The 23,404-nt window shown below is 55.0% G+C and carries 21 protein-coding genes; 6 read left to right on the plus strand and 15 right to left on the minus strand.

Annotation, left to right across the window (positions count from 1 at the left end):
• Positions 1-27 precede the first annotated feature (27 nt).
• The gene (locus F7231_RS18400) at positions 28-966 is read right to left on the minus strand and encodes an NAD(P)-dependent alcohol dehydrogenase (protein WP_166693004.1); all 939 of its coding nucleotides are present in this window, start codon (positions 964-966) and stop codon (positions 28-30) included.
• A gap of 249 nt (positions 967-1,215) precedes the next feature.
• Here F7231_RS18400 and F7231_RS18405 point away from each other — a divergent pair, with 249 nt between their 5' ends.
• Both F7231_RS18405 and F7231_RS18410 read left to right on the plus strand, forming a co-directional pair.
• The gene (locus F7231_RS18405; RefSeq protein WP_166693005.1) at positions 1,216-2,121 is read left to right on the plus strand and encodes a helix-turn-helix domain-containing protein; all 906 of its coding nucleotides are present in this window, start codon (positions 1,216-1,218) and stop codon (positions 2,119-2,121) included.
• Positions 2,122-2,216: 95 nt separating this feature from the next.
• Positions 2,217-2,981 carry an SDR family NAD(P)-dependent oxidoreductase gene (locus tag F7231_RS18410; protein ID WP_166693006.1) on the plus strand — a complete coding sequence of 255 codons (765 nt, stop codon included), beginning with the start codon at positions 2,217-2,219 and terminating at the stop codon, positions 2,979-2,981.
• Between the two features lie 106 nt (positions 2,982-3,087).
• Here the strand turns inward: F7231_RS18410 and F7231_RS18415 are convergent, their stop codons facing one another.
• The 13 genes from F7231_RS18415 to F7231_RS18475 form a co-directional block, all read right to left on the minus strand.
• Positions 3,088-3,954, minus strand: coding sequence for an NmrA family NAD(P)-binding protein (locus F7231_RS18415; protein ID WP_166693007.1), 867 nt, complete (start codon positions 3,952-3,954; stop codon positions 3,088-3,090).
• A gap of 28 nt (positions 3,955-3,982) precedes the next feature.
• On the minus strand, positions 3,983-4,240 hold the full coding sequence (locus tag F7231_RS18420; RefSeq protein WP_166693008.1) for a DUF6582 domain-containing protein: 258 nt from the start codon (positions 4,238-4,240) through the stop codon (positions 3,983-3,985).
• 28 nt (positions 4,241-4,268) lie between these two features.
• Positions 4,269-4,694, minus strand: coding sequence for a YybH family protein (locus tag F7231_RS18425; protein WP_166693009.1), 426 nt, complete (start codon positions 4,692-4,694; stop codon positions 4,269-4,271).
• 23 nt (positions 4,695-4,717) lie between these two features.
• Positions 4,718-4,951 (minus strand): hypothetical protein, encoded by a 234-nt coding sequence (locus tag F7231_RS18430; RefSeq protein ID WP_166693010.1) that lies wholly within the window; start codon positions 4,949-4,951, stop codon positions 4,718-4,720.
• A 116-nt stretch (positions 4,952-5,067) separates the two neighbouring features.
• Positions 5,068-6,216, minus strand: coding sequence for an Ig-like domain-containing domain (locus tag F7231_RS18435; RefSeq protein ID WP_229370108.1), 1,149 nt, complete (start codon positions 6,214-6,216; stop codon positions 5,068-5,070).
• Entirely contained in the window at positions 6,173-7,285 is a 1,113-nt protein-coding gene (locus F7231_RS18440) for a hypothetical protein (protein WP_166693011.1), read from the minus strand. The genes F7231_RS18435 and F7231_RS18440 overlap by 44 nt, the downstream gene beginning before the upstream one ends.
• Before the next feature lie 107 nt (positions 7,286-7,392).
• On the minus strand, positions 7,393-8,937 hold the full coding sequence (locus F7231_RS18445; protein WP_166693012.1) for a glucuronyl esterase domain-containing protein: 1,545 nt from the start codon (positions 8,935-8,937) through the stop codon (positions 7,393-7,395).
• A gap of 387 nt (positions 8,938-9,324) precedes the next feature.
• Entirely contained in the window at positions 9,325-10,911 is a 1,587-nt protein-coding gene (locus tag F7231_RS18450) for a M81 family metallopeptidase (protein WP_166693013.1), read from the minus strand.
• 136 nt (positions 10,912-11,047) lie between these two features.
• Positions 11,048-11,506, minus strand: a complete 459-nt coding sequence (locus F7231_RS18455) for a DoxX family protein (RefSeq protein WP_166693014.1) — start codon at positions 11,504-11,506, stop codon at positions 11,048-11,050.
• 73 nt (positions 11,507-11,579) lie between these two features.
• A complete protein-coding gene (locus F7231_RS18460) occupies positions 11,580-12,152 on the minus strand; it encodes a Crp/Fnr family transcriptional regulator (RefSeq protein ID WP_166693015.1) in 573 nt (190 codons plus the stop codon).
• A 270-nt stretch (positions 12,153-12,422) separates the two neighbouring features.
• Entirely contained in the window at positions 12,423-12,977 is a 555-nt protein-coding gene (locus F7231_RS18465) for a dihydrofolate reductase family protein (RefSeq protein ID WP_166693016.1), read from the minus strand.
• Positions 12,978-13,196: 219 nt separating this feature from the next.
• A complete protein-coding gene (locus tag F7231_RS18470) occupies positions 13,197-13,583 on the minus strand; it encodes a hypothetical protein (protein ID WP_085414155.1) in 387 nt (128 codons plus the stop codon).
• 48 nt (positions 13,584-13,631) lie between these two features.
• Positions 13,632-17,081, minus strand: a complete 3,450-nt coding sequence (locus tag F7231_RS18475; protein ID WP_166693017.1) for a ThuA domain-containing protein — start codon at positions 17,079-17,081, stop codon at positions 13,632-13,634.
• 207 nt (positions 17,082-17,288) lie between these two features.
• Here F7231_RS18475 and F7231_RS18480 point away from each other — a divergent pair, with 207 nt between their 5' ends.
• Positions 17,289-18,023, plus strand: coding sequence for an NUDIX hydrolase (locus tag F7231_RS18480; RefSeq protein WP_166693018.1), 735 nt, complete (start codon positions 17,289-17,291; stop codon positions 18,021-18,023).
• Positions 18,024-18,091: 68 nt separating this feature from the next.
• Here the strand turns inward: F7231_RS18480 and F7231_RS18485 are convergent, their stop codons facing one another.
• A complete protein-coding gene (locus tag F7231_RS18485) occupies positions 18,092-19,099 on the minus strand; it encodes an SDR family oxidoreductase (RefSeq protein ID WP_085414152.1) in 1,008 nt (335 codons plus the stop codon).
• Between the two features lie 343 nt (positions 19,100-19,442).
• Here F7231_RS18485 and F7231_RS18490 point away from each other — a divergent pair, with 343 nt between their 5' ends.
• The 3 genes from F7231_RS18490 to F7231_RS18500 are packed head-to-tail and all read left to right on the plus strand — an operon-like array spanning position 19,443 to position 23,394.
• Positions 19,443-20,222: a 2Fe-2S iron-sulfur cluster-binding protein gene (locus F7231_RS18490; protein ID WP_166693019.1), complete on the plus strand. Its 780-nt coding sequence runs from the start codon at positions 19,443-19,445 to the stop codon at positions 20,220-20,222.
• An 18-nt stretch (positions 20,223-20,240) separates the two neighbouring features.
• Positions 20,241-21,248, plus strand: coding sequence for an FAD binding domain-containing protein (locus F7231_RS18495; protein WP_166693020.1), 1,008 nt, complete (start codon positions 20,241-20,243; stop codon positions 21,246-21,248).
• Positions 21,249-21,267: 19 nt separating this feature from the next.
• Positions 21,268-23,394: a xanthine dehydrogenase family protein molybdopterin-binding subunit gene (locus tag F7231_RS18500; protein WP_166693021.1), complete on the plus strand. Its 2,127-nt coding sequence runs from the start codon at positions 21,268-21,270 to the stop codon at positions 23,392-23,394.
• Positions 23,395-23,404: the final 10 nt, after the last annotated feature.

A 23,404-nucleotide genomic window follows, 5' to 3' on the forward strand; every position in this document is an offset into this window, starting at 1 on the left:
ATACGTTCTGGCGGGAGTGGCACGACGTTACCCAATGGCTAAAACCAGTTTCCCTTTGACTCGGCCCGTTTCGCTGTATGCATGTGCCTGACCAACTTGGTCGAGTGAGTAGGTCTTATCAATGACCGACACCAGCCTTCCGTCGGCCACCTGTTTCAGCAGCCAGTTCATGTCTTCCTGCGTAAACGAGAAAACGATCGATTCGGCCTTCTGCTTCGTGAACACCGTGACAACCTGTTCCAGTAGTTGCTTCGCCGATGGCGTGGTGGTTACGTACGTTCCTTCGTCGGTCAGGATTTCCCGGCAGGCATCGAACGAGCTTTTACCTACCGCATCGAAAACGACCTCGAACTTATCGGGGAGTTTCGTGAAATCCGTTGACTTGTAGTCGACCACTACGTGAGCACCCAATTGCTTCACCAGCTCGGCATTGTCGGCACTACATACGGCCGTGACATGCGCGCCGATTATACGGGCAATTTGTACCGCGAACGTACCCACACCACCCGATGCGCCGTTGATCAGCACGCGGTCATTCGGGCGAAGATGGCCTTTGTCGCGCATAGCCTGCAGAGCTGTACCAGCCGCCACGGGCATAGCCGCTGCCTGCGTGAAATCGATGGCGTCGGGCAGCTTGACCACGTTCTTCTGCTTTGTGGCGGTCAGTTCGGCGTAGCCAGCGCCCGTGACCCCTAACCCCGCTACCACCCGATCGCCGGGCTGGAAATCGGTGACCATAAGCCCCACCTCTTCAATGACACCCGCGCATTCGGCCCCCAGAATTTTAGGGAATGAACCGGGTAACATCAGTTTCATGGCGCCTTCGCGTAGCTTGGTGTCCACTGGATTAATACCCGCGGCGTACACCCTGATCAGGACCTCGTGTGAGTCGACCTCGGGCGTGGGTACTTCCTGAATCTTAAATTCGTGACTACTTCCGTATTGGTTGATGATGGCTGCTTTCATGGGATTCGGTTACGTTGATTTGGTTGACGTACATAGGGCTGGCATACCGCTCCGCCAGACGCTAAGCTGATACATTAGCCCAAACTTCTGTTACCCTAAGAACGGGCATTCGCCCAAAGGGTTTCATACTAACGTGCACGCTGAGGTCAGCTTATCGAACGGAGCGACATTCGCTTTCGGAAGGCTGGCAAGGATCTGCGTGCGACAACGGGAATAACGTTGTACATTTGAATTTCGCAAGCAGGTAGTATGGCCAGTAAATCGTTAGACGAGTTTTATCATGAGATCGCAACTGTAGTTCCGGCCGAGATCAACAGGGAGATCGGGCATTTCAATGTCTTCCGAATTGCCGACATGATGGCGCTCAGGACCAAAAAAGGCGTGATGCCCTATGACCGGCGGGCCTATTACAAAATCAGCCTGATCAGTGGTCGCAACAAGGCCGAATATGCCGATAAGGTGATCGAAATCGAAACGAATGCATTGCTGTTCGCCACGCCCAAGATCCCATATCATTATGTGCCGCTCGATGAGCAACAGGCGGGCTCGTTCTGCGTGTTTACCGATGAATTTCTGGTATCGACTAAAAGCGGTGTGGTGCTCGATGAACTGCCGCTGTTTCAACCCGGTGGTGTTCCCGTGTTTCAATTGACCGATGAAGAATCCGATGAACTCCGCTACATATTCTCTAAAATGCACCGGGAGATAGGGTCAGACTACGCCTACAAGTATGATCTGTTGCGGAATTATGTGCTTGAGCTGATTCATTTTGGCCAGAAACTGCAACCCGCCACGTCGCTCTACCCGACCCATACCGCTTCGGCCCGTATCTCGTCACTGTTTATTGAGTTGCTCGAGCGGCAGTTCCCCATTCAGTCGCCCGGTCAGAAAATTGCCCTGCGTACGGCCAACGAGTACGCTCGTCAGCTGTCGGTGCATGTGAATCACCTCAATAAGGTACTGAAGGAGAACATGGGCAAAACTACCACAGACCTGATCAGTAGCCGAATAGTGCAGGAGGCTAAAATCCTGTTGAAACAGACCGACTGGAACATCTCCGAGATCAGCTACAGCCTGGGTTTTGAAGAGGTGGCTCACTTCTCTAATTTCTTCCGCAAGCAGACTACGCTATCGCCAGCTGCGTTTCGGGCCTGATTTGATTTTTGCAATAATCGGATTGCTATTTGCAACCAGCTGCTTCGTTCGCTCACCGACCTTTGCCTTCGGTAGATGAACATAGTTAACAGACAATGAGCACGAACACGAAAATTGCAGTAGTGACCGGCGGTAGCCGGGGATTGGGCAAAAACATGGCACTCGCCCTTGCCAAAAAAGGAATCGACGTTGTACTGACCTATAATAGCCGGAAAGAGGATGCCGATGCGGTTGTTGCCGAGATTGAACAACTAGGCCGGAAAGCGGCCGCCCTTCAGTTGGACGCTGGTGCTGTTGCCAGCTTCGAGACGTTTGCCGGGCAGCTCACCGCTACGCTAACGACTACGTTTGGCACCGATCACTTCGACTTTCTGATCAACAACGCCGGTACGGCGGGGAATTCGCCGATCGGGCAAACAAAAGAGGCTGAGTTCGACCAGCTGGTGAACATTCACTTCAAAGGCGTGCTGTTTTTGACTGAGCAGCTATTGCCTATACAGAACGATGGCGGCCGGATCATCAATATCTCTTCGGGACTGGCCCGGTTTACCTCGCCCGGACGAGCGGTTTATGGCTCTCTTAAAGGGGCTATCGAAACTCTCAGCATCTACATGGCCAAAGAGCTGGGCACGCGGGGCATCGCGGTCAACGTGGTGGCACCGGGAGCTATCGAGACAGATTTCGGTGGGGGCGTGGTTCGCGACAATCCCGATGTGAACAAGCATATTGCCGCCATTACCGCACTGGGTCGTGTTGGCCTGCCCGAGGACATCGGCGGGGTCGTGGCTTTCCTCTGCACCGACGAAGCCCGTTGGATTAACGCCCAGCGGATCGAAGTGTCGGGCGGCATGAATCTGTAAAGAGTTATAGTCCCTGTTCAGCCTCATTGTTGGGTAAGCTGAACAGGGACTTTCTGGTTGATGAACCGGTAGGTACGTCCTGCCATGATCAGGCTGGGTCGCGACTTCAGGCTTTGGCTGCTTCGTGTACCACGTTCCGGATATAGGCTTCCAGCGTCGTGGCTCCTCGTTCGTAATTTTGGGGAAACGCAGGCTGGTTGAGCGTAACGGCCGTCATGTTAGCCATCGACTCAGCCGCTTTGTCTGAAAAACCCAGATCGCGTAAGGTGGGTATCCACTGATCCTGAGGGGTCTGAACAGCTACGACGGGTTTGTTCAAGACTGCCGAAAGCGCCCTAGCCACGTCGGCCGATGTGTAGCGTTGTGGCCCTTCCACGTAATGAATCCCCGTTTTCGTTGCTGGTTCAGTGAGCAGGCGGGCGGCAACTTTGCCAATGTCATCCGGAGCGACCATTGGCAAGGCAAAGTCGGGCGGGTAGAGCGTATGCACCTTGCCCTCCTGTTGCGCTGTTTGCAACGAAGCGTCCCAATTGCTCATGTAATACGCCGCCCGTATAATGCTGGCTGGAACAGGCTGATTGCGCAACGCTTCCTCCATATCGTAGAGTACACTTAAATCACCAATCCGGTCGCCCGGCTGCGCACCATAGGTCGATTCGGCAACGATTTTTTCCAGGCCCGATCCAGCGATGGCGGCTAGAATAGAGGCCACACTTTTGCGCTCTTCCGTGGCCGTATCAGTAGATGGATTCGCTGGTGGATTGAGTAGAAACAGCCGCTTCCCTCGCTCGAATATCCGTCGAAGTGCATCGCTATCATGCACATCTGCAACGGCAACCTGCGCGCCCTTTTGTTGCCAGTCAGCTGCTTTGTGGGCGTCATGCGTTACAACCGTAACCGACTCACCCTGATCGAGTAAGGCAGTAGCTACAGCCGACCCTACGTGGCCGGTAGCACCAAGAATAATGTACATGGCTTAGGTGTAGTCAGACTGTTTGGCCTTACTCTTCTTGAATATCAACGTCGTGCTGTTTGGCCGCTTTTCTGATGCGGTCCTTGATTACATCCACCTCGTCGGCGTCGTATTTGGCCGCGTTGTCTTTGTGGTTAATATAGCTCCAGGCCGCCCGCACATGCTCTGGCGTATCGATGGGATACTTTTTGTTAGTTGGGTCGGCAAACCGCACGTCGCCGTACTTGTGCTCGCCTTCGCTTGGGCGAACATCATCGCGTTTGTCAATTTTTGGGTCAGTTTTCATAATACACGTTGATTAGTTCCTGATAGGTTCAAACCGTAAGGTCAATCAGTGCCTTGCCCGACTCAGGGTCGAAAGGCACCGAGCTATGCTCGTGAGTAATCAGCCACTTATCGGTTATTTTTTGATAACAGACTGTGGCCCGCCACCGCATATCGATCACTGTGCCGGTAGCTGTCTTTCCATTGACGTGATTAATAGAATGACAGTACGCCATCTCCTCAACGGCCACAACTTCGAGGCCGTCAACGGTATACGCTATTGGGCCAGGAAACTGGGCCAGCCAGGTTTTCAGTCGGTCGCGACAGGCGTCGATGCCCACTTTTTGCAGCGAGCTGACAACGTCGAAGGAGAGCACATCGGGCGCATACTGACTCATCGACGCCGGAATGTCTTTATTTCGGATGGCTGTTTCCTGTTCGCTAACTAGTTGCTGAATTTGCTCCTGATTCGTCATGATACAGGTAGGGTTGGCCGGAACTAGCCAGGGTACGTAGTCCGGATGGTCAGTTTGTCCACTTCCAACTCGCCAATATGCAGCTTACGAATAGAGCCGCGCCCAACCCGCAACTGCCCAATGGCTATAGCACCAATCGCCAGTGCCCCAACGGCCATTGCTCCCGCTGCGAATGCCCCCACTGCAAGACGACCTGCCGCCGCCTGACCAAGTGCCTTACTCCCAAGGCGTAATGGCAATCGAAATTGTTTCGACATACTTCGATACTCCGGTTAGGTTGAACAATCTTTTGAATGTTCAACCTAACCGGTGCTGACTGGAAAGGGTTTTCGGGAATTAGCGTACATGGCAGCATGCTCAGCTCTACTTGTTGCTAGTTGCTCACTATGAAAGCAACTTCCTTGTAGGCATGCCCATCGTCGGGCCGGCGGCGCTGCGTTATATCGCGGTCGAACGGGCGGTTGAGGTTATTGCCGGCCAGGTCTTCGAGCCGGTTTTCGATGCGAAGCCGGTAGCGACCGGCGGTCCAGCCGAGAGTTGGGGTAAACTGGCTTTGTGTCTCGTTCTGACCAATCTGCCACGTACCTGGAACGGCGGTGCCATCTGCCCGCAGCACCTGTAGTGTTTCGGTGAGCAAATAATAATCGAGCGGTTCACCGAAAGCGACCACTAATGGTTGTAGGGTGCCTGACTTGGGAGCACGAATTGACCAGCTAGTTACTACGGGTGATAAGCTGTCACGCTGAATGACCGTCAACGACTTGGTAGTAGGTTTACCCAAAGGGGCACCCAGCGCATCGGTCCAGTTGGGGGAAACAACTACCCGATACTGACCGCCGCTGTTCAGGGGGGCACCTAGCCGCTTGTTTGGTTGGAGGTCGCGCTTGATCCGGCCGGGATCGAGCCAGAGGGTCAGCATGGTTCGGTCGGCATTCCAAAGCTCGGGCTGCAGATCCAGAAACACGTTGGGCAGGGTTTCTCCGGCTGCATCCAACAGAGCAACGTACCTGGCCGACTGACCTTCGCGCATGGACCGTGAAAAACGGAAATAGATTTTAAGCAGATTTGCCGGTACAGAATCGGTGCCCGGGTAAATGGCCTGCAACACGGGTTTGTCGGCAGCGTTCAGTGCCGGAATGGTCAGTTCGTACAACTGGTTATTTCGTAGCCAGACGGTATACCGTTGGCCTCGCGTAAACGGCACCAGCGGTTCAAAGCGAATGCCACTCGCCGTTCGTTCATACGACCCGGCAATAGCTGTCTGTTGCCCCGCTAGCCGTACGGTTAGCAGGTGCGGGAGTGAATCATCGGGAAGGCGGGCTGCGGGCTGGTCTGGAATCGTTAGGCTGGTCGCGCGTTTGTCTTTCCAATTGATCGTAAGACCGGTGTCGGCAGCGGGGCGGCAGGCGGGCAGGCAGGCCACAAAAAAAATCAGGCTATACGCGATGTATAGCCTGATGAACCCCTGCGGGCGGTGATTACAAATACCGGTCACTGGATGTCCAAAGGTCAAGGCTCCCATTCGAACGACGCTGAATCAGCACCATCCGGCTGTCATCCAGTTTGTCGATCTGGAGCACGTTGGTCAGCGGCAGCGACACGAAATCGACGCCCGCCGTGGCAAAATTTTCGGTTACCGGTGTCGTGAGCGAACCCTGGTAGTCTTCCAGGGTTTTGTATTTCACCTTAAACACGGGGCGGCTCGAATTGGCCATGAGCAGAAACGACTCATTTCCTTTCTTCAGCATAACCATGTCTAGCGGTGAATTGCCGCTTCCCATTTCAGCCACGGTCCGGCCTTTCACGTGTTTGCCGGCTTTCAGTTCGTCCATCGGAAACAAGACCAGCGGTGTGCAGGTGTAGCTGGCCAGCAGGTATTTTTTGCCTTTGATCTCGGTTGTAGTAAACGTGCGGATAGGCGACATAGTCTCGTATTTGGCGTGCGCCGCGTGGTAGATTTCCAGCGAACTCTGATCCTGCACGTTGGTGAACGGGAACGGAATGCTCCGGAACGTTGAGCCGAATTCCTGGTTCGACAGGCCGCTTACGAGCAGTTTACCATCGGCAAACCCCATATCTGAGATAGACGAGATCCGCAACGACTCGCCCCGCTGATTTTTGGCATCTTCAGCCGCCACATTCGTCAGCGCAACGGTTGAGTAGCTCACCTCTTTCAGGGAGACCGGCGTCAGCTTGTCGCCCTCGATTTTGAGCAGTACCGGTGTACCATCGCTATGCTGAACGGCGCAGTAAACCGTCTTCGAAATTGGGTTAACGACAATATCCTGAATCGTGATGTTGGCGACATCTGTACCCAGCAAGGCGGCTATTTTCTGGTCAATATTCTTGATCTCGACCGAATTGGCTTTCTCGACCGGATTCGTATCCTTCGTGTCGATGGCAAATACGGTGGCGCTGCGTCCATCGCCCACGAACAGTACACCATTAGGCCCAAACGTAAGCGCATTGATCGACCGAATCGTTGGGGTGCCCGTCACGAATCCGTTTGGAGACTGGATAGAGCGGGTCGTAGCGGCCAATAACAGGAGCCCGGCAACGCCAGTGGCGAGTACAACAGGTAGTTTTTTCATATAGGAACAGGATGAAGGGTAAGAACAGCTTGATTACCAGGTCGAAAGTAGGTGTAATAGGGTGTATTTCAAAGAAGTAAGCAGTCCATTCGATAGGTACGCTGGCATTACTTGGCGGTACGTTCGTATTTCAACTCCCGGTTTGCCCAGGGGATGACGTACTGAAAATTTGGCGCGTCGGTATGGCCACCGTTATGTTGTCGCCAGGCCAGGTCGCCATCGGTCAGCGGAGTCTGCATAGGCGGCATTTTCTCGGTGTCGTAATCATTGCTCACGCCCAGGTCTTTGGCACCCAACAGCTTGAATACGGGTCCGGCGGCGATGGTGGCTTTGTAACTACCTACCTGATCGAGCCATTTGGCGTCACCTTTTTCCGGAATACCGTAGCTGACGAAAGTGGGGCGCGGCGCACACAGGGCGAGCAGTTCGTGCGAGTCGACCGAGAGGTCGCAGCCCGTTTTACGGCCGAAGGATGATTCTTCGGTTCCGTACTTCAGGTAATTACCTGCCATCCAGTGATACTCGCCACTGCTGGTGAGGCTCTCAACGGCTTCGCCGAACACCCGTCGATGCAGCGTTGTGCCGCCTTTGCCCGACGAGCCGATGAGCACCATGCCAAACCGCTGATCGAAGGCCATGGTGACTAGTGCTGCTTTCCCGTAACGAGATACGCCCTCAATACCAACCTGTTTGGCGTTTACCTGCGGTTCGGTCTCCAGGTAATCAAGCGCACGGGATGCGCCCCAGGCCCAGGCTCTTAAGGCACCCCAGTCGTCGGGTTTGCGAGGCTGCCCCTTATTGACGAGGCCAATGATACCCCGGGTAAGCCCGGCTCCATTGTCGGCCTGGATGCTGCCCGGCTCAATGGTGCAATAGCCCCAGCCCGCTGCCAACAGTTGTTCGGTGGGTGGTGAGTCGCCATTGACGGGGGGCGCAAAGAAGCCGGGACCTGCTAGGCGTGTGATGGGCATGTAGGCTGGGTACCGATCAAAGATGGCCTTCATGCTTGGATCACTCTTGATCATCATCTCTTTGAAAGCGACGTTGATCTTTTCCAGATCAGCAGGAGAAGGCTGGGCGGGGGCAGGCAACGACGGGAAACCCAGCATCATCATGACCGGAACGGGTCCTTTCACGTTTTGGGGTAAGACCAGCACCATGTTGATGTTGACGTTGACCAGCGGATAATCGCTGTTATCGACCCGGCCGATCAACTGCTTGGCAATGACTGGCGTACGGCCAACAAATTCGTTATCGGTCACCTTCGTGATCCAGGTCACCTTGGGTACGTTCTTGGGAATCCGGCCATACATTTCCCGTTCGAAGTCGTCGATCAGCTCGGGGCGGCGCTGTTTCCACCATTGGTCGGCCGTTGTTACCTTCTTACCGCTCCGGGTGGTAAGCACGTCGGGCAATTGCGGACAGGGGTTAGCCCCGGCTTCGTCATAGTTAGCGTGGTTGGGGTCAGATTCATTGCCACTCGGACCGGGCCTTAGTGCTTTGATGCCCAGTTGCTGCATCATATTGGCATGATCCTGCGTGGTAGTGAAGGTCTTCAGGGGTAAGTACTTGCTACTGTCAACAGCAGCTGATTGGGCAACGCCCAGGTAGGGTAGGCACAAGGCAAGAAGCAAAGCCAGGTAGTTAGGCATAGTCGTTCGGGTAGTTAGGAAGCGAAGTTGCGGTGGGCTGAAAGCCACCACCTTAAACTTTATGCAATCGGTTACATAAAGAGCGTCACTGAACGAATCTACCAGCTTTATCGTGGCGGAATAAGCTAAATCAACTAGTGTCTGAATAACGAGAGCCATTTAGCATGCTAACCGCCCAGAACGTGCACCTTCTGCACCTGATTACTGGGGGTGTAGCCAGTTAGAAGCCACTGGTGTATGGCCAATGGATTAGACATATACCAGCGGCTTCCAGCTATCTTCAGAGGCTGTCAACTCAAACGTTTTTACCGACTGGCATTGCGATAACCTTGCTTGAAGGCGGCTACTTGTAATACGCCGCTTTGGTGAACTGTCAGGCAACACCGGTTATTTCGACGTACCTGACAGTGGAATCAGTTTGGCTGAAAGATCCGGTGTCTTCATGTCCTTATCGAAGGGGAACATGGGGCGTTCGATGCGTTTGTAGGGGAGCCGGAACAGGTCCTGGTCAACGCCGCCGGGCGTCAGGGCCATGATCCAGTCTTTCTGCATGTCGTACAGTTCGGGCTGGAGGTAGCCAATTTTGACTACCACAATGTCGGCCGTGCGTGGGTTGAGGCCGAGGCGGACGAAGTCTTTCTCTTCGTGGTAAGGCTTCCGCTTCTGTGTGACGATCACGCTGACGCTACCCACCTTCACCACAACCTCTACCTCGGCATCTTTATCGCCTTTGACAATGGACGTAACCGTTCCGGTGAGCGGAACGGGCGGCGCAAACCGATGATCAACCATCGCTCCGGCTTGTCCTGTTACCTGTCCGCCAACACCGGCCGCCATCGCTTTTCTGATAAACGCAGGGTCGGGAATTGATGCATAGATCAGTGACGGACCGGTTGGTTTTTGAAATTCAGGGCGTTTCAGGATCTGAGTGATGGTCCAGGTGACGTCGCCCGCTCCGCCTGCCGTTGGGTTGTCGCCGGTGTCGCTGATGTAGAATGGGTGTTTGGGGCTGGCAATGGCTTTCGTAAGCACGTCGTCCAACGTACCTGTGGGCGCCACAAAGTCGAACTGATTGCGTGCGTTCCAGAAGTCGCGGGCCAGTTTCTCGGCCGTCTGGGTCACTTTCGTTTTGTCGTCGCCCACCACCATCACGGCGGCGTGGTTGCGGGGTTCGTCGGCCCAGGCGTAGCCAATCCAGATGCTCGCGTCGACCACGCCCGGCTGCTGATCGGCCAGTGGTGTAACCTGTTGGTACAGGCTTTTACCTGGTTCGATACGGGTGCTGGTTTTTTCGCCGGGTAACAGAACAGGTACGTTAATTAAGGCTTTGTAGGCGGGTTTGCCTTTGCCATTTCTGAGCCGTTCGAGCAGGTGGGTAACGGCCCGTTCTTTGGTCTGCATGGCGTCTTCGTGGGGTGCCATCCGATAGCAGGTCATCAGGTCGGTGTTCCGGGCCAGCCGCTCCGACACGTTGCCGTGCAGGTCCATCGACGTAGATATCAACGTTTTATAGCCGACTACGTTTCTTATACGGGTGATCAGATCACCCTCAGGATCGTCGAGTCCCTGCACGCTCATGGCGCCGTGGATATCGAAGTAAAGACCGTCGTATGGCGTATATTTTTTCAGTGAATCGAGCAACTTACCTACCAGCGATTCGTAGGCTTCCCGTGCCACGATACCCCCGGGCAGCGATTTGCCCACGACGGTTGGAAACCACTTCGCCTGTTTGCGTAAGGGGGCCGCGCCCATCATAAACGGGTAGGCGCTGAACACCTCGCCACTGTAGCGGGCATGAAAAGCAGCTTCGTGGGTAACGGCGGGCGAGAACGTACTGGATTCGATGCCTAAACCGGCAATGGCGATGCGTGGCAACCCCGCTTCTCCGGGGCGAGCTGTACCTGATACAGACTGGGCACTACTTAACGTAGCTAGTGAAAAAGAGGCCAGGAGCCCCAGCAGGACATACTTCATGCGCCCAAGTTACTGCAATCACGTAGGCGCACCCAACTTTACGGGGCCGTTCAGCACTAAAATGGCCGCATATTTATCCTTTTGTGGGCGCGGATGCCTCCGGCTGATTGGCTACTGAACTCAATTGTATTTCTATTCAGAAAGTTGTGCCCCAGACTGCATAATAAATCCAGAGGATATACAACGGCTGAAACGCCAAGCGAGACCAGATGTACCAGGGCTGGGCTGGAAGACCACCCGGCGGTGGCAGATTATTGACCGCTACGTTAATGTTGGCTGGAAATAAAGCAATCAGTAGTAAAATCAGTCCCCAGGCCGACCAACCACGAGTAGCCGGAAACAGCAGGCCGATACTCAACAGGATTTCGGCTACGCCCGATACCACCACCATCAGAAGTGGCTTGGGCACAACTGATGGAATCATGTAGGTCAGTTGGCCCGGTCTACGCAGATGTGATATGCCTACCACCGTAAACATGACCGAAGCCGCCAGTTGCATATCGGTTTGAACAGCCATCAGATAGTCGCTTTGTGTAACCCAGCCTATGCCGAAGAGAAGCGCCGCGATCGATACTAACCCCAGAAAAAATGCCATAGTGCGTCAGTGTTCGTGTACTGCACAAAAGTCTGGGCTGTCTGCCGCGTATCCACTAACAAATGTTAGGAAATCAGACGCTTCGTCGGATACGGCTCAGGCTTTCGGGTTCGATGCCCAGATAAGACGCCAGATGCTTTACTGAAATCAACTGAACGAGTTGTGGATTCTGATCCAGCAGTTGAACGTAACGCTGCCTAGCCGTGCTGGTCAGAAACAATACTTCCCGGCTGGTTTTCCGCAGAAATGCCTGCTCGGCAATTAGCCGCCCGATGCGTTCGGCCTGGTGCGATTCGTCGTACAGGGAAAGGAGATGAGTACGGCTAAAGCGCAACACCCGTACATCCGTCAGGGTTTGAACGTTGAAGGCGCTGGGCTGCTGACTCAGAAAGGACGAATAGGCCGAAAACAGATTTTGGCTGAATACGAAGTCGATCGATATGTCTTTACCATCCTGGTTCAGCGCCAGACGTACCATGCCTTCCACGAGATAATAGATGTGCTGCTCTACCTGGCCGGCTTCGACCAGAAAGGCATTTTTGGCGTACGCTACTGGCTCGACGATCGATGAAAAGCGGTCCCATTGATCGTCTGTCAGGGGCGTAAAGTCACTTAGTCGCTGGCGAAGTTGCTCGTACTGGTTCATAGCCAATTGGTGAATGTGAACAGCTGGACTCACTGGTCTGCCGCTTTGTGTCTTGTAGCCATAGTGCATCCACGCTCTCCCAGTTGACCAAAGTCAAGCCGTATGTCGACCCTGTCTGGCCTTTCGATCAACAGAATTACCGTTGGTTCGCCGGATTGTTGCTGGGTACGTCGGCCAGGATCGTTAACGCTTACTGGCCCTGATCAATCCAGTACTATACGTACCCAGGGCACTTCGCCAGTGATCGGTGTTGCGACACTGGCAGTGGGACTACGCTCGTTTTGGTTCGTAACAAAGTACGATAATACCACACTCGAAAGCCATCGACCTCACCAACGTCAGGTTCTGTTTCGTATCCAGTCCGTTGAAGATAGCCATGCCAGTACCAAGTGCCACTGGATTTATGAACAGGTGTAACTCGTCGATCAGTCCGGCTTTGATTAGCGACGCTACGAACGTGCCGCCACCGTAAACGATCATGTCGCCCCCTGGTTCATTTTTCAGCGCGTTGATTTCAGCAGCCAGGTCGCCGGTTGCCAGACGGGTACGTTCCCAGGGCGACGTATCGAGGGTTTTGGTGAAGACAACTTTATGGGTGCTATTAATCTTGTCGGCTCCAGGCAGTTCGGGATTGGTGGCCCAGTGGGGAATGAAACCCTGCGCCAGATTTCGGCCCAGCAAAATGGTGTCGACCGGTTCAGTAATGGCGGCCACATACTGACCGATATCATCGGTCCAGTTAACCGTTAACCAATCCATTTCACCAGTTGGGCCGGCCATAAACCCGTCGACCGTTGCCTGTACCTGTAGTTTGAGCGTTCGCATCGTAGTTGTGCTAGTTGTTGCTGCAAACCTACGGAGCCAAACACAGGGAGGGAAGGGGAACAGGTGCCAATTCTGGGGGGTGAATGGGCCAGCCTAACAAAAGGAGGCGGAATCGGAGAGTCGTTGTCGTTGCCTGATAAACTGCACAAAAAAACCTCCCGTTTGGCGGTTAAGGCCATGTAACGGGAGGTTCTGGTCTACCGAACGACTTTACGGCACCTATTTCATGCGTTTGGCGGCGGCGTCAAAACTCATCAGCATGCCTTTGAGGGTATCGTTGTCCACCTTTTTCAGCTCAATGGCCAGTTCGCCCGCCTGCTCTGAGTTGAAGTACAGCACCAGCTTATCGGCACTTTCGTCCACCTTCGTGATTGGCCGCTTTCCGCTGGCGGCATCAGCTGTATTGAGCAGGTCGCCGGTCAGCTTTCCATCCTTGCGCACCAGATCGGCCACTAGTTTCACATCCCCCATGGGCGTACCAGCAATAGCGACCTCCCATTTGCCGGCATAAAAGTCGGCAGGTGTGGCAGTTGTCGTTGTCTGGGCAAAGCTGCTGCCGGCCAGGCCGAGAACGAGAAAGAACAGAATAAGGCTTACTTTTTTCATTGTAATCGGGGTTTAGACTAGGTTAACGAAAGGGGGAAATTAATTGACTTACTGGTTGCCGTTGTCCAGTTCAACATTGACGCCCATTACGACCATCAGGCTGCCGAGCGGATCTTTCGGGTTGACGAAGACGAGGTATATATCGTGCAGTGCGCCATCAACCGGTTCAGGCATTTTAACCGGAATTGTTAATTGTGCGGGGTTGAAGTCCATCTTGTCGGTTGCCTCCAGGAATCGCGATTCACCAATCAGTTTTCCGGTAGGGCTGCCCAGGCGTAGCTCCACCTTGCCTCCTTTGGCGTTCAACTGCGGTTTGGGAGCAGAGGCCATCACATTGATTGCTTTTATGCCGCTCAGGTCTACCTGTTTCATGACCATATAGGCACCTGAACTGCCTGGAATAGCCAGGTTATTCCCGCTGAAGGACATCTTGTTCACATTGTCATACGTGTCGAACCCGTGTGCATCGATGGTGGTGTTCCGGAGGACATACGTTTGCTCAGACCGGAGTGAAGGCAACCCTTCAGCGCCCCGATCTTCGTAAAGTGCCCGCACAATGTACACGCCCTTCCCTTTGTCGTCGGTTTTGGTTTTAGCGGTGTAGGTGCCGGTTACGGGCAGTGAACCGCTACCGGCGTTGGTGCTGGCAATGTTCAGAATGTACTTCACCATGTCGGCTGCGTCGGCCGTAGATAGTTGTGGGTGGGCCGCCATGGCTGTTTCGCCCCAGACGCCGCTACCCCCGGCAATTACTTTTTTGGTGAGCCGCTCCACGGCCGATTGATCGCCGGTGTACTTTTTAGCTACGTCCATATAGGCTGGCCCGATCGACTTCTTGGCAATGCTGTGGCACCCCTTACAGTCGCTGGCTTCGATCAACTTCTTACCGCTGGCAAACAGAGCGGTGGCGTCGGCCGACCGGTGCCCCTGGGCGATAGCTACCTTGTCAAAACCCTCGGCTAGGTAATCGATAGTAACGGCTACCTGCTCGGGGTCGATGCCTTTGCCAAGTGTGCCATCTTCCTTATCGCTCACCTTCACCGCGTAATTGAATGGCTTGTTCGGCGAGAAAAACGACCGGTTACCGCCGCTCATGTCAACCGCCAGCACGGGCGCTTCATTGCCCGCTGTGATATCGATCGACTGCGACGTGGTGCCGCCTTTGCCATCGTTGACGGTCAGCACCGCTTTGTATACCCCTGCTTTGGCCAGCGTCAGGTTGGCGTCGGGCGTGCTGATCTGTTTGTTGAACCCGTTCTTAGAACTGATCTTCCAGGTGTACGTCAGGGCATCACCATCCGGGTCAACCGTTCCTTTCGAGGTAAGTTTCAGCGTCAACGGTACCGAGCCTCCCATCTTACTAGTGGCCACCTGAAGCTGCGGATTGCGGTTACTGCCGTTGTATTCAATCCGAATCAGCCGGGCATCATCGTTGGCTGTGAACCAGCCCGATCCGTATTCCAGCATGTAGAGATCACCGTTATCGGCAAACTCCATATCCATCGGGTTCGAGAATTTGTAGCTGGGCATGAACCGTTCCATCGACTTGTAATTGCCATCTTTATCCATTGTTACGGACATGATCCAGCCGCGCATCCAGTCGTAGGTCAACAGTTTGCCATTGTAGTAAGCGGGGAAGGCATGGGCCGCTTTGCTGAATGCGTCGGCGTAATAAACAGGGCCAGCCATGGCGTTGCGGCCACCCCCGCCAACCAGCGGAAACTCAGGTGAAGCGTCGTAGGGATACCAGATAAACGCTTTTTGTGCTGCAGGCAACACCGTCAGACCCGTATTGTTAGGCGAGGTGTTGGTGGGGGCGTTAGCATCCCATTTCTCCCCCGATTTTTCGGTTGCAAAGTTGTATTTCGTATACGCCTTGTTGTCGCCCACAAAATGTGGCCAGCCAAAATTGCCGGCTTTCCGGGCTTGCCCTACCTCGTCGTGGCCAGCGGCACCCCGGTCGGCGTTCGGCTTGGCGGCATCCGGGCCGACTTCGCCCCAATAGAGGTAACCGGTCTTCTGATCGACCGAAATCCGGAACGGGTTGCGGTGACCCATTGTGTAAATCTCGGGCCGTGTTTTGTCGCTTTTAGGAAACAGATTGCCCTCGGGAACCGTGTAGGTGCCGTCGGCCTGGGGTTTGATGCGAATGATTTTGCCGCGCAGGTCATTGGTGTTGGCCGATGATTTCTGGGCGTCCCATGCGCTGCGTCCGTCGCGCTCGTCGCTGGGGCTGTAGCCGTTAGAGCCGTGTGGGTTGGTGTTGTCGCCAGTCGAGAGGTAGAGGTTGCCCGAGCGGTCCCAGGCAATCGAGCCGCCGGTATGGCAGCACTCTTCGCGCTGTGTCGGTATGTCGAGCAGGACTTTCTGCGATGCCATCACCAGCTCGTCGCCTTTCAGGTCAAAGCGGGCCAGTACATTTTTCGCCTCTTTGGGGTCTGAATAATACAGGTAAATCCAGTGGTTCTGGGCAAAGTTCGGGTCTTTGCTCAACCCCATCAGCCCATCTTCGCCCATTGATTCTTTGCCTTCTTTGCTGACGTACTTGGTGCTGACCGGTAATTTGGCAATGGTCTTCAGCTCCTTGGCTTTCGTGTTGTAGAGCCGCACCTCGCCTTTGCGTTGAATGAATAGTACCCGGCCGTCGCCTAGTACGGTCAGTTCCATAGGCTCGTCCAGTTTCTCGGCCAGAACGGCTTTGGTGAACCGGTTTTCTTCAGGCCGGGCTTTGGCGTAATCGAGCGGTTTGGGTGCGTCACCTCCCATGGCGTAATTGATGCCCGCCCACAGGTGGTTCAGAAACAACGGCTCGGCAAACGATTCGTTGGTGTGGCCCATGGCGGTATAAAACGACCGTCCCCCGTCGAATTCCTGGTACCAGCTAATGGGGTGAAAGTCCGGGTTTTTACCACCGACGTAGCTCGTCTCGTCGATCGTCAGCACCACATTGATGTTGGTCGATATGTCTTTGAAGCTGTAGAACTCATCGGCCCGTTCAAACTCGTCGGGCATGCCTTTGGTGGCCCAGTGGTTCTTGAGCTTAACGATGAATTTTCCTTTCTGCACGTTGCTGGGCGTCGAGGGGTGATCCAGAAAATAAGCCCCCGCCAGCTTGCCGTACCAGGGCCATTCGTACTCAGTATCGGTCGCCGCGTGAACGCCCACATAGCCGCCACCCGCCTGAATGTAGCGCTCGAAGGCCGCCTGTTGCTCGGGGTTGAGCACGTCGCCGGTTGTGCTTAGGAAAATGACGGTGTTGTACCGCTTCAGGTTCGATTCAGTAAACTGGGACGCATCTTCCGTGAAACGTACCTCGAAGCCTTTATCGGCCGCCATACTGGCCAGGGCTTTTTTCCCAGCAGTGATGGATTCGTGCCGGAAAGCAGCTGTTTTACTGAAGACCAACGCCGAGCGTTTGGCTACCTGAGCTATGGCTGTCTGGGTGAACAGCCACAGACTCAACGCTAACAGGCTAATTCGGAAGGAGTTTTCGCGCATTTTGATTGGGATTGTGTACTCATTTGCACAAAGATAAAGACGAACTGATTTTATTGTCTATTTTTTAGACAATAAAATTTATGCAATTTTGTATTGCTCTGGTGCCATCTGGAGGGACATTAAGCCAGTTAATCAATCCAGAGTCCCTAACTCAACGCCTGTCTATCTTTGCGGGTCGATTAATTACCAGTCGTACACGTACCCACCATGAAATCTCCGAGCGAACAGAACTACATTCAACAGCTATCGATTGACTGCGTCATTTTCGGATACCACGACAAACAACTGAAAGTGCTGGTGCCCAAACTCGACTTCAAGGGTGATTTTTGGGCGTTGCCCGCCGGTTTTATTGGGCAGGAGGAGGGAATTGGTCCGGCTGCCCGTCGGATTTTAGTAGAACGAACGGGGATCAGCAACGTGTACCTGGATCAGTTCAGGGTATTTGGCGATGCCGAGCGCAGCAACGCTCAGGTGCTGAAACGGATCGTTGAACTCAATCAGGATAAACTGGGCGAGAAGTGGCTCAACCGAAAAGAAGTAGAGTGGGTTACTCGCCGGTTTGTATCGATCGGCTACTACGCTCTGGTCGACATCAATAAGGTGATTCCCCGTAAAAATGACATCGACGTGTCGATTGAGTGGTACCCAGTCAACGCATTGCCGACGTTGATCATGGATCATAACGAATTGGTGACCCAGGCGCTGGAAACGCTCCGGCTGAATCTCGACCAGAAGTTGATCGCCTTCAACCTGCTTCCCGAGACTTTTACCATGAAAGAGTTGCAGGAACTCTACGAAGCTATTTTCGACAAGCCCTTTCCCCGGAATAATTTCCAGAAAAAGATGCTGGATTTAAACGTATTGGAACGGCTCGAAAAGAAGTTTACGGGTGCAGCCAACAAAGCGCCTTACCTCTATCGCTTTCAGCAAGCCAATAGCTAAGCGTTGTTACGCCGGGTACGTTGTTGCGGCATGTGCCTACACAAAGCAACGTACCCGGCGAAATTGAATCAGGGTTGCCCGTTTCCGCCCGCAGCACCGTACACCTGACCGTTGGCGTAGCTGGCATCACTTGCCGCCAGCTGCACGTAGATCGACGCCAGTTCGGCGGGTTGGCCGGGTCGGCCCAGGGGCGTATCGCCACCGAAGGTTTTTACCTTCTCCTGTGTGGCACCACCGCTGGGTTGCAGGGGCGTCCAGATAGGGCCTGGTGCTACGCCATTCACCCGAATGCCTTTTGGACCCAACTGCTTGGCCAGCGACTTCACGAAACTCGTGGTAGCGGCCTTCGTCTGGGCGTAATCATACAGGTTTGCCGACGGATCGTAGGCTTGCTCGGAGGTTGTCCCGATGATCGCCGAACCAGCTGGCATGTGTGGCAGTGCCGCTTTGATGATCCAGAAGGGTGCGTAGATATTGGTCTTCATGGTGGCATCGAAATCCTCCGACGACAGATCCAGAATCGACTCCCGCTGTTGCTGCCGTGCCGCGTTGCTGACCAGAATATCCAGGCCGCCTAACCCTTTTACAGCCTCGTCGACCAGCCGCTTGCAAAACGCCTCGTCGCGAATATCGCCCGGAATGGCAATCGCTTTCCGCCCGGCTGCTTTGATCAGCGCTACTACTTCCTTGGCGTCAGGTTCCTCGGCAGGCAGGTAGTTGATCGCCACGTCGGCCCCTTCACGGGCATAGGCAATGGCCGCTGCCCGACCCATTCCTGAATCACCGCCCGTGATCAGCGCCTTCCGACCGGCCAGCCGTCCCGACCCCTTGTAGCTCGTTTCGCCATGGTCGGGTCTGGGGTCCATCTTACTGGCTAAACCGGGCCAGGGCTGTGGCTGGGCTTTAAACGGTGGCTTCGGGTAATTCTTGGTTGGGTCTACCAAAGCGGCAGGCGCCGTGGTTGCCTCGTCGGTTGTGCCGGCAACGGCCAGTGCCGGTGTAGCTATTACCGCGGCTAAGCCTCCGCTAAGGCCGCCAATGACCTGACGTCTGCTGAGTTGATTGTCGTTGTTCATGGGTGTATTCTGTTGTTGGATAAAGCGCAAAAAATAGTAAGTCTATAGAATATAATATGTAACTAAAAAAGGCGGTTAAGGTTAACGATCTTCGGTGATTTATGCAGGGGCTTGCCTTCTCCTGCCGTTGCCGGCGAAACCATCGTACACGCGCCATCAACGTACCTGGCGAAGCGGCTCCACCCGGCAAGCGCGTGTCCGCATTTTTCAGGGCAGTACCCATTCACTGTCCGTCATAACATAAGGCCCCGCCAATCGGTTATTGTCTCTGACAATAGCCCTTGCCGATCACCCTCACAGGGCACTCTACTGCTATTCCCGTATTTTCCCAACGAACTGACTAATGGACGATAACGAAATCCCTGACCTGTCGGAGGACGAAAAGAAACTATTTGCGGACCTGATGCCGGAAGACCTCACCGAGATCCTCGATACCGGTGTGAACCGGCGGCACTTCCTGAAACTGATGACCCTGGCTGGCGGGGGCATACTGGCTGCCCAGTCGGCTGTAGCCGAGCAGCTCTTTACCAAGCCCGTCGCCCCAACTACCGAACTAACGTCGGCAGCGATTGAGAACGGCGTTGAGGTGGCTATGAACGTAAACGGCACTGCCCGCAAGCTGACGGTCGACTCACGGATGACGTTGCTCGATACCCTGCGCGAACGGCTCGACCTCACCGGCTCGAAAAAAGGCTGCGACCACGGCCAATGCGGGGCCTGTACCGTGATCGTCGATGGGCAGCGGGTACTGTCGTGCCTGACCTTGGCGGCCAGCTGCGAAGGAAAGCGGGTGAAAACGATTGAAGGGCTCGCCAAAGGCACCGACTTGCACCCGATGCAGGAAGCATTTCTGAAACACGACGGCTTTCAGTGCGGCTTCTGCACACCTGGCCAAATCTGTTCAGCGGTGGCGCTGATCGACGAAGCGAAGAAAGGTGATGCCAGCTACGTCACCGGTGACGTACGCAAAAAAGCAGGCTCGGTTCAGCTGTCGAACGAAGAAATTCGGGAGCGGATGTCGGGCAACCTGTGCCGTTGCGGGGCGTATCCCAACATTGTAGCCGCCATTCAGGAAGTACACAGCGGAAAGCCCGTTGAGCAAACGTTCCGGTTTTCGGCCTAACCCTTCACGTCCAACACAATGAGACCTTTCACCTACAGTCGGGCCACCGATCCGGCTACGGCCATTAAACAGCTTAGTGGTAACCCAACGGCTAAATTCCTGGCCGGTGGCACCAACCTCATCGACCTGATGAAGGAAGATGTGGAGCAGCCCACCGCTCTTGTGGACATCACCACGCTGAAACTGGCGGAGATCAAACCCATAGCGACCGGTGCCAACAAAGGCGGCTTGTCAATTGGCGGGCTGGGCAAAAACACCGATGCCGCCAACCATCCGCTGGTGCGGCAAAACTACCCGCTGCTCACGCAGGCTATTCTGGCGGGTGCGTCCGGGCAGATCCGAAACATGGCGACCAATGGCGGTAATCTGTTGCAACGTACCCGGTGCCCGTATTTCTATGAGGTAGCGATGCCGTGCAACAAACGCGAACCGGGCAGTGGTTGCGGAGCGCTGGAAGGCGTCAACCGGCTGCACGCCATCTTTGGCTGGTCTGAAAAATGCGTTGCCGTGTACCCGTCCGACATGGCCATTGCCCTTGCGGCGCTCGACGCCGTTGTGAAGGTTCGTGGTGCCGAAGGTCAGGAGCGGAGCATTGCCTTTGCCGATTTCCACCGCTTACCCGGCGACAAGCCCGAACAGGACACCAACCTCGCGCACGGCGATCTGATCACGGCCATTGAACTGCCCGAAAACAAGTTTGCCGACCGGTCATATTACCTCAAAGTGCGCGATCGCGCTTCCTACGCATTCGCGCTGCTGTCGGTAGCGGCTGGCCTGGAAATGGCCGGTAACAAGATCGTTCAGGCCCGCATTGCTATGGGTGGCGTAGCGCACAAACCGTGGCGCGCTCTGAAAGCCGAGCAATTTCTGGCCGGTAAAGAAGCAACCGAAGCGAACTTCAAACTGGCTGCCGCTGCCGAAATGGCTGGTGCCAAACCGCTGGAACATAACAAGTTTAAGGTAGAGCTGGGCAACCGCAGCATTGTGCTGGCGTTGCAAATGGCCATGAACGGCGGTAAAGCCTGATCTCAACGTCACAACTTCCATGCAAGACAACAAAAAACTAACCGGCACGCCCGTCAGCCGAATCGACGGGATAGCCAAGGTGACGGGAAAGGCGGCCTATTCGACGGACTACCCGGTCAAGAATCTCGCCTACGCGGTGCTGTTCAAGAGTACGATTGCGTCGGGAACGATCCTGACCATCGACACGGCAGCGGCTGAGAAAGCCCCCGGTGTACTGGCGGTTATCACCCATACCAACGCCCCGAAGCTAAACGTCAATGGCGGCCTTCGAGGTGGTGCCTTGCTGCAAAGCCCCGAGATTGAGTTTTACGGCCAGCATATTGGGCTGGTTGTGGCCGAAACGTTTGAGCAGGCCCGGCACGCATCGCACCTGATCAACGTCACCTACGACAAGAAGGAGCCGAAAGTCGATTTCGAGAAGCTGTCTAAAAATGCTACCCTGCCTAAAGACAAAGAAAAGACCGATGCCATACGGGGCGATGCCAAAGCCGCGCTGACCAATGCCGAGTACAAGGTCGAAGAGGTCTATGAAACACCCATCGAGCACCATCACCCGCTGGAGCCGCACGCTACCATTGCCGAGTGGAACGGCGACCGCCTGACGCTGTATAACAGCTCGCAGATCGTGAACGGGGCGCAAAGTGCCGCCGCGAATACCCTGAACATCAAAACCGATCAGGTACGTATCGTGACGCCGTACATTGGCGGGGGCTTCGGCTCGAAGGGTGGTCAGTGGGCCAATCTGGTGCTGACGGCCGTGGCTGCCAAACAGGTGAACCGGCCAGTAAAACTGGCCCTGACCCGGCAGCAAATGGTCAATTCGGTCGGTATGCGGCAGCGGAATCACCAGAAAGTAAGCCTGGCTGCTACCAAAGATGGCAAGCTGACGGCGCTGGCGCACGAGATCACCACGCACGGGGCCATAAAAAACGAGTTCGTTGAGCCCTGCGGTGATTGCTCGAAGATCATGTACGACGTACCCAACTCGCTCATCACCTACCGGACGGTGCCGATGAACGTGATCATTCCCACATACACGCGCGGCCCCGGCAAATCGACTGGCAGTTTTGCCCTCGAATCGGCAATGGACGAGCTGGCGCATAAGCTGAAAATGGACCCGATTGCGTTGCGCCTCAAAAACGAGCCCGACCGTGACCCGTCCAACGGTAAGCCCTGGTCGTCGCGGAAGGCGGTCGACTGCCTGCGCGTTGGGGCTAAGGCATTTGGATGGGAAAAACGGAAGGCCGAACCCCGCCAGAATCAGCAGGGTAATTACCTGATTGGGTATGGCGTTGCCTGCGGCACGTACCCGGCTCACCAGCGGCCAACGTCGGCGATTGTGAAGCTGAAACGAACGGGTAACGAGATTATGGCCACTGTGGAACTGGCCGCCGCCGATCTGGGCACAGGTACGTACACGATCCTGACCCAAACGGCCGCCGACGCCCTCGACCTGCCCCTGCGCAATGTCAAGGTCGTTATCGGCGACTCTGATCTTCCGCCGGCGGCGGGCGCGGTTGGCTCGGTAGGTGCATCGAGCTACGCCAATGCGGTAAACGATGCGTGTCAGAAAATTACGGATGAACTGCTCACCCGGTCCGGTAAGCAGTTTTTTGCCCGGCCAACGGCTTCGCAGTTGATGCTTTCCGAAAAGCTGACCGATTTCCAAACCCGGGTTGACGCCAAACCCATGGAAAGTGCTGAGGAATACTCGGCCCACAGCTTCAACGCCAACTTCGCCGAAGTGGCCGTCAACCGGTTCACGGGTATGGTTCGAGTGACGCGTTTTCTGGCCGTAACCGGAGCCGGCACCATCCTGAATCCCAAAACGGCCCGCTCTCAGATCATCGGCGGGGGGATCTGGGGAATCGGCATGGCGCTTACCGAAGAATCGGTACTCGACCCACGTCTGGGCAACTTTGTCACCCGCTCTTTCGCCGACTACCACGTACCTGCCAACCTCGACATTGGCGAGATGGACGCGATATTCATTCAGGAAGACGATCAAAAAGCCAACAAACTGGGCGTAAAAGGCATTGGTGAAGTAGGCATCGTTGGTGTTGCCGCTGCCGTGGCCAACGCCATCTTTAACGCCACCGGCAAACGCGTCCGCGAATTACCCATCACACCGGATAAATTGTTGTAGTTGACATACC

It is taken from the genome of Fibrivirga algicola (genome assembly GCF_011742925.1).
GTDB classification, from domain to species: domain Bacteria; phylum Bacteroidota; class Bacteroidia; order Cytophagales; family Spirosomataceae; genus Fibrella; species Fibrella algicola.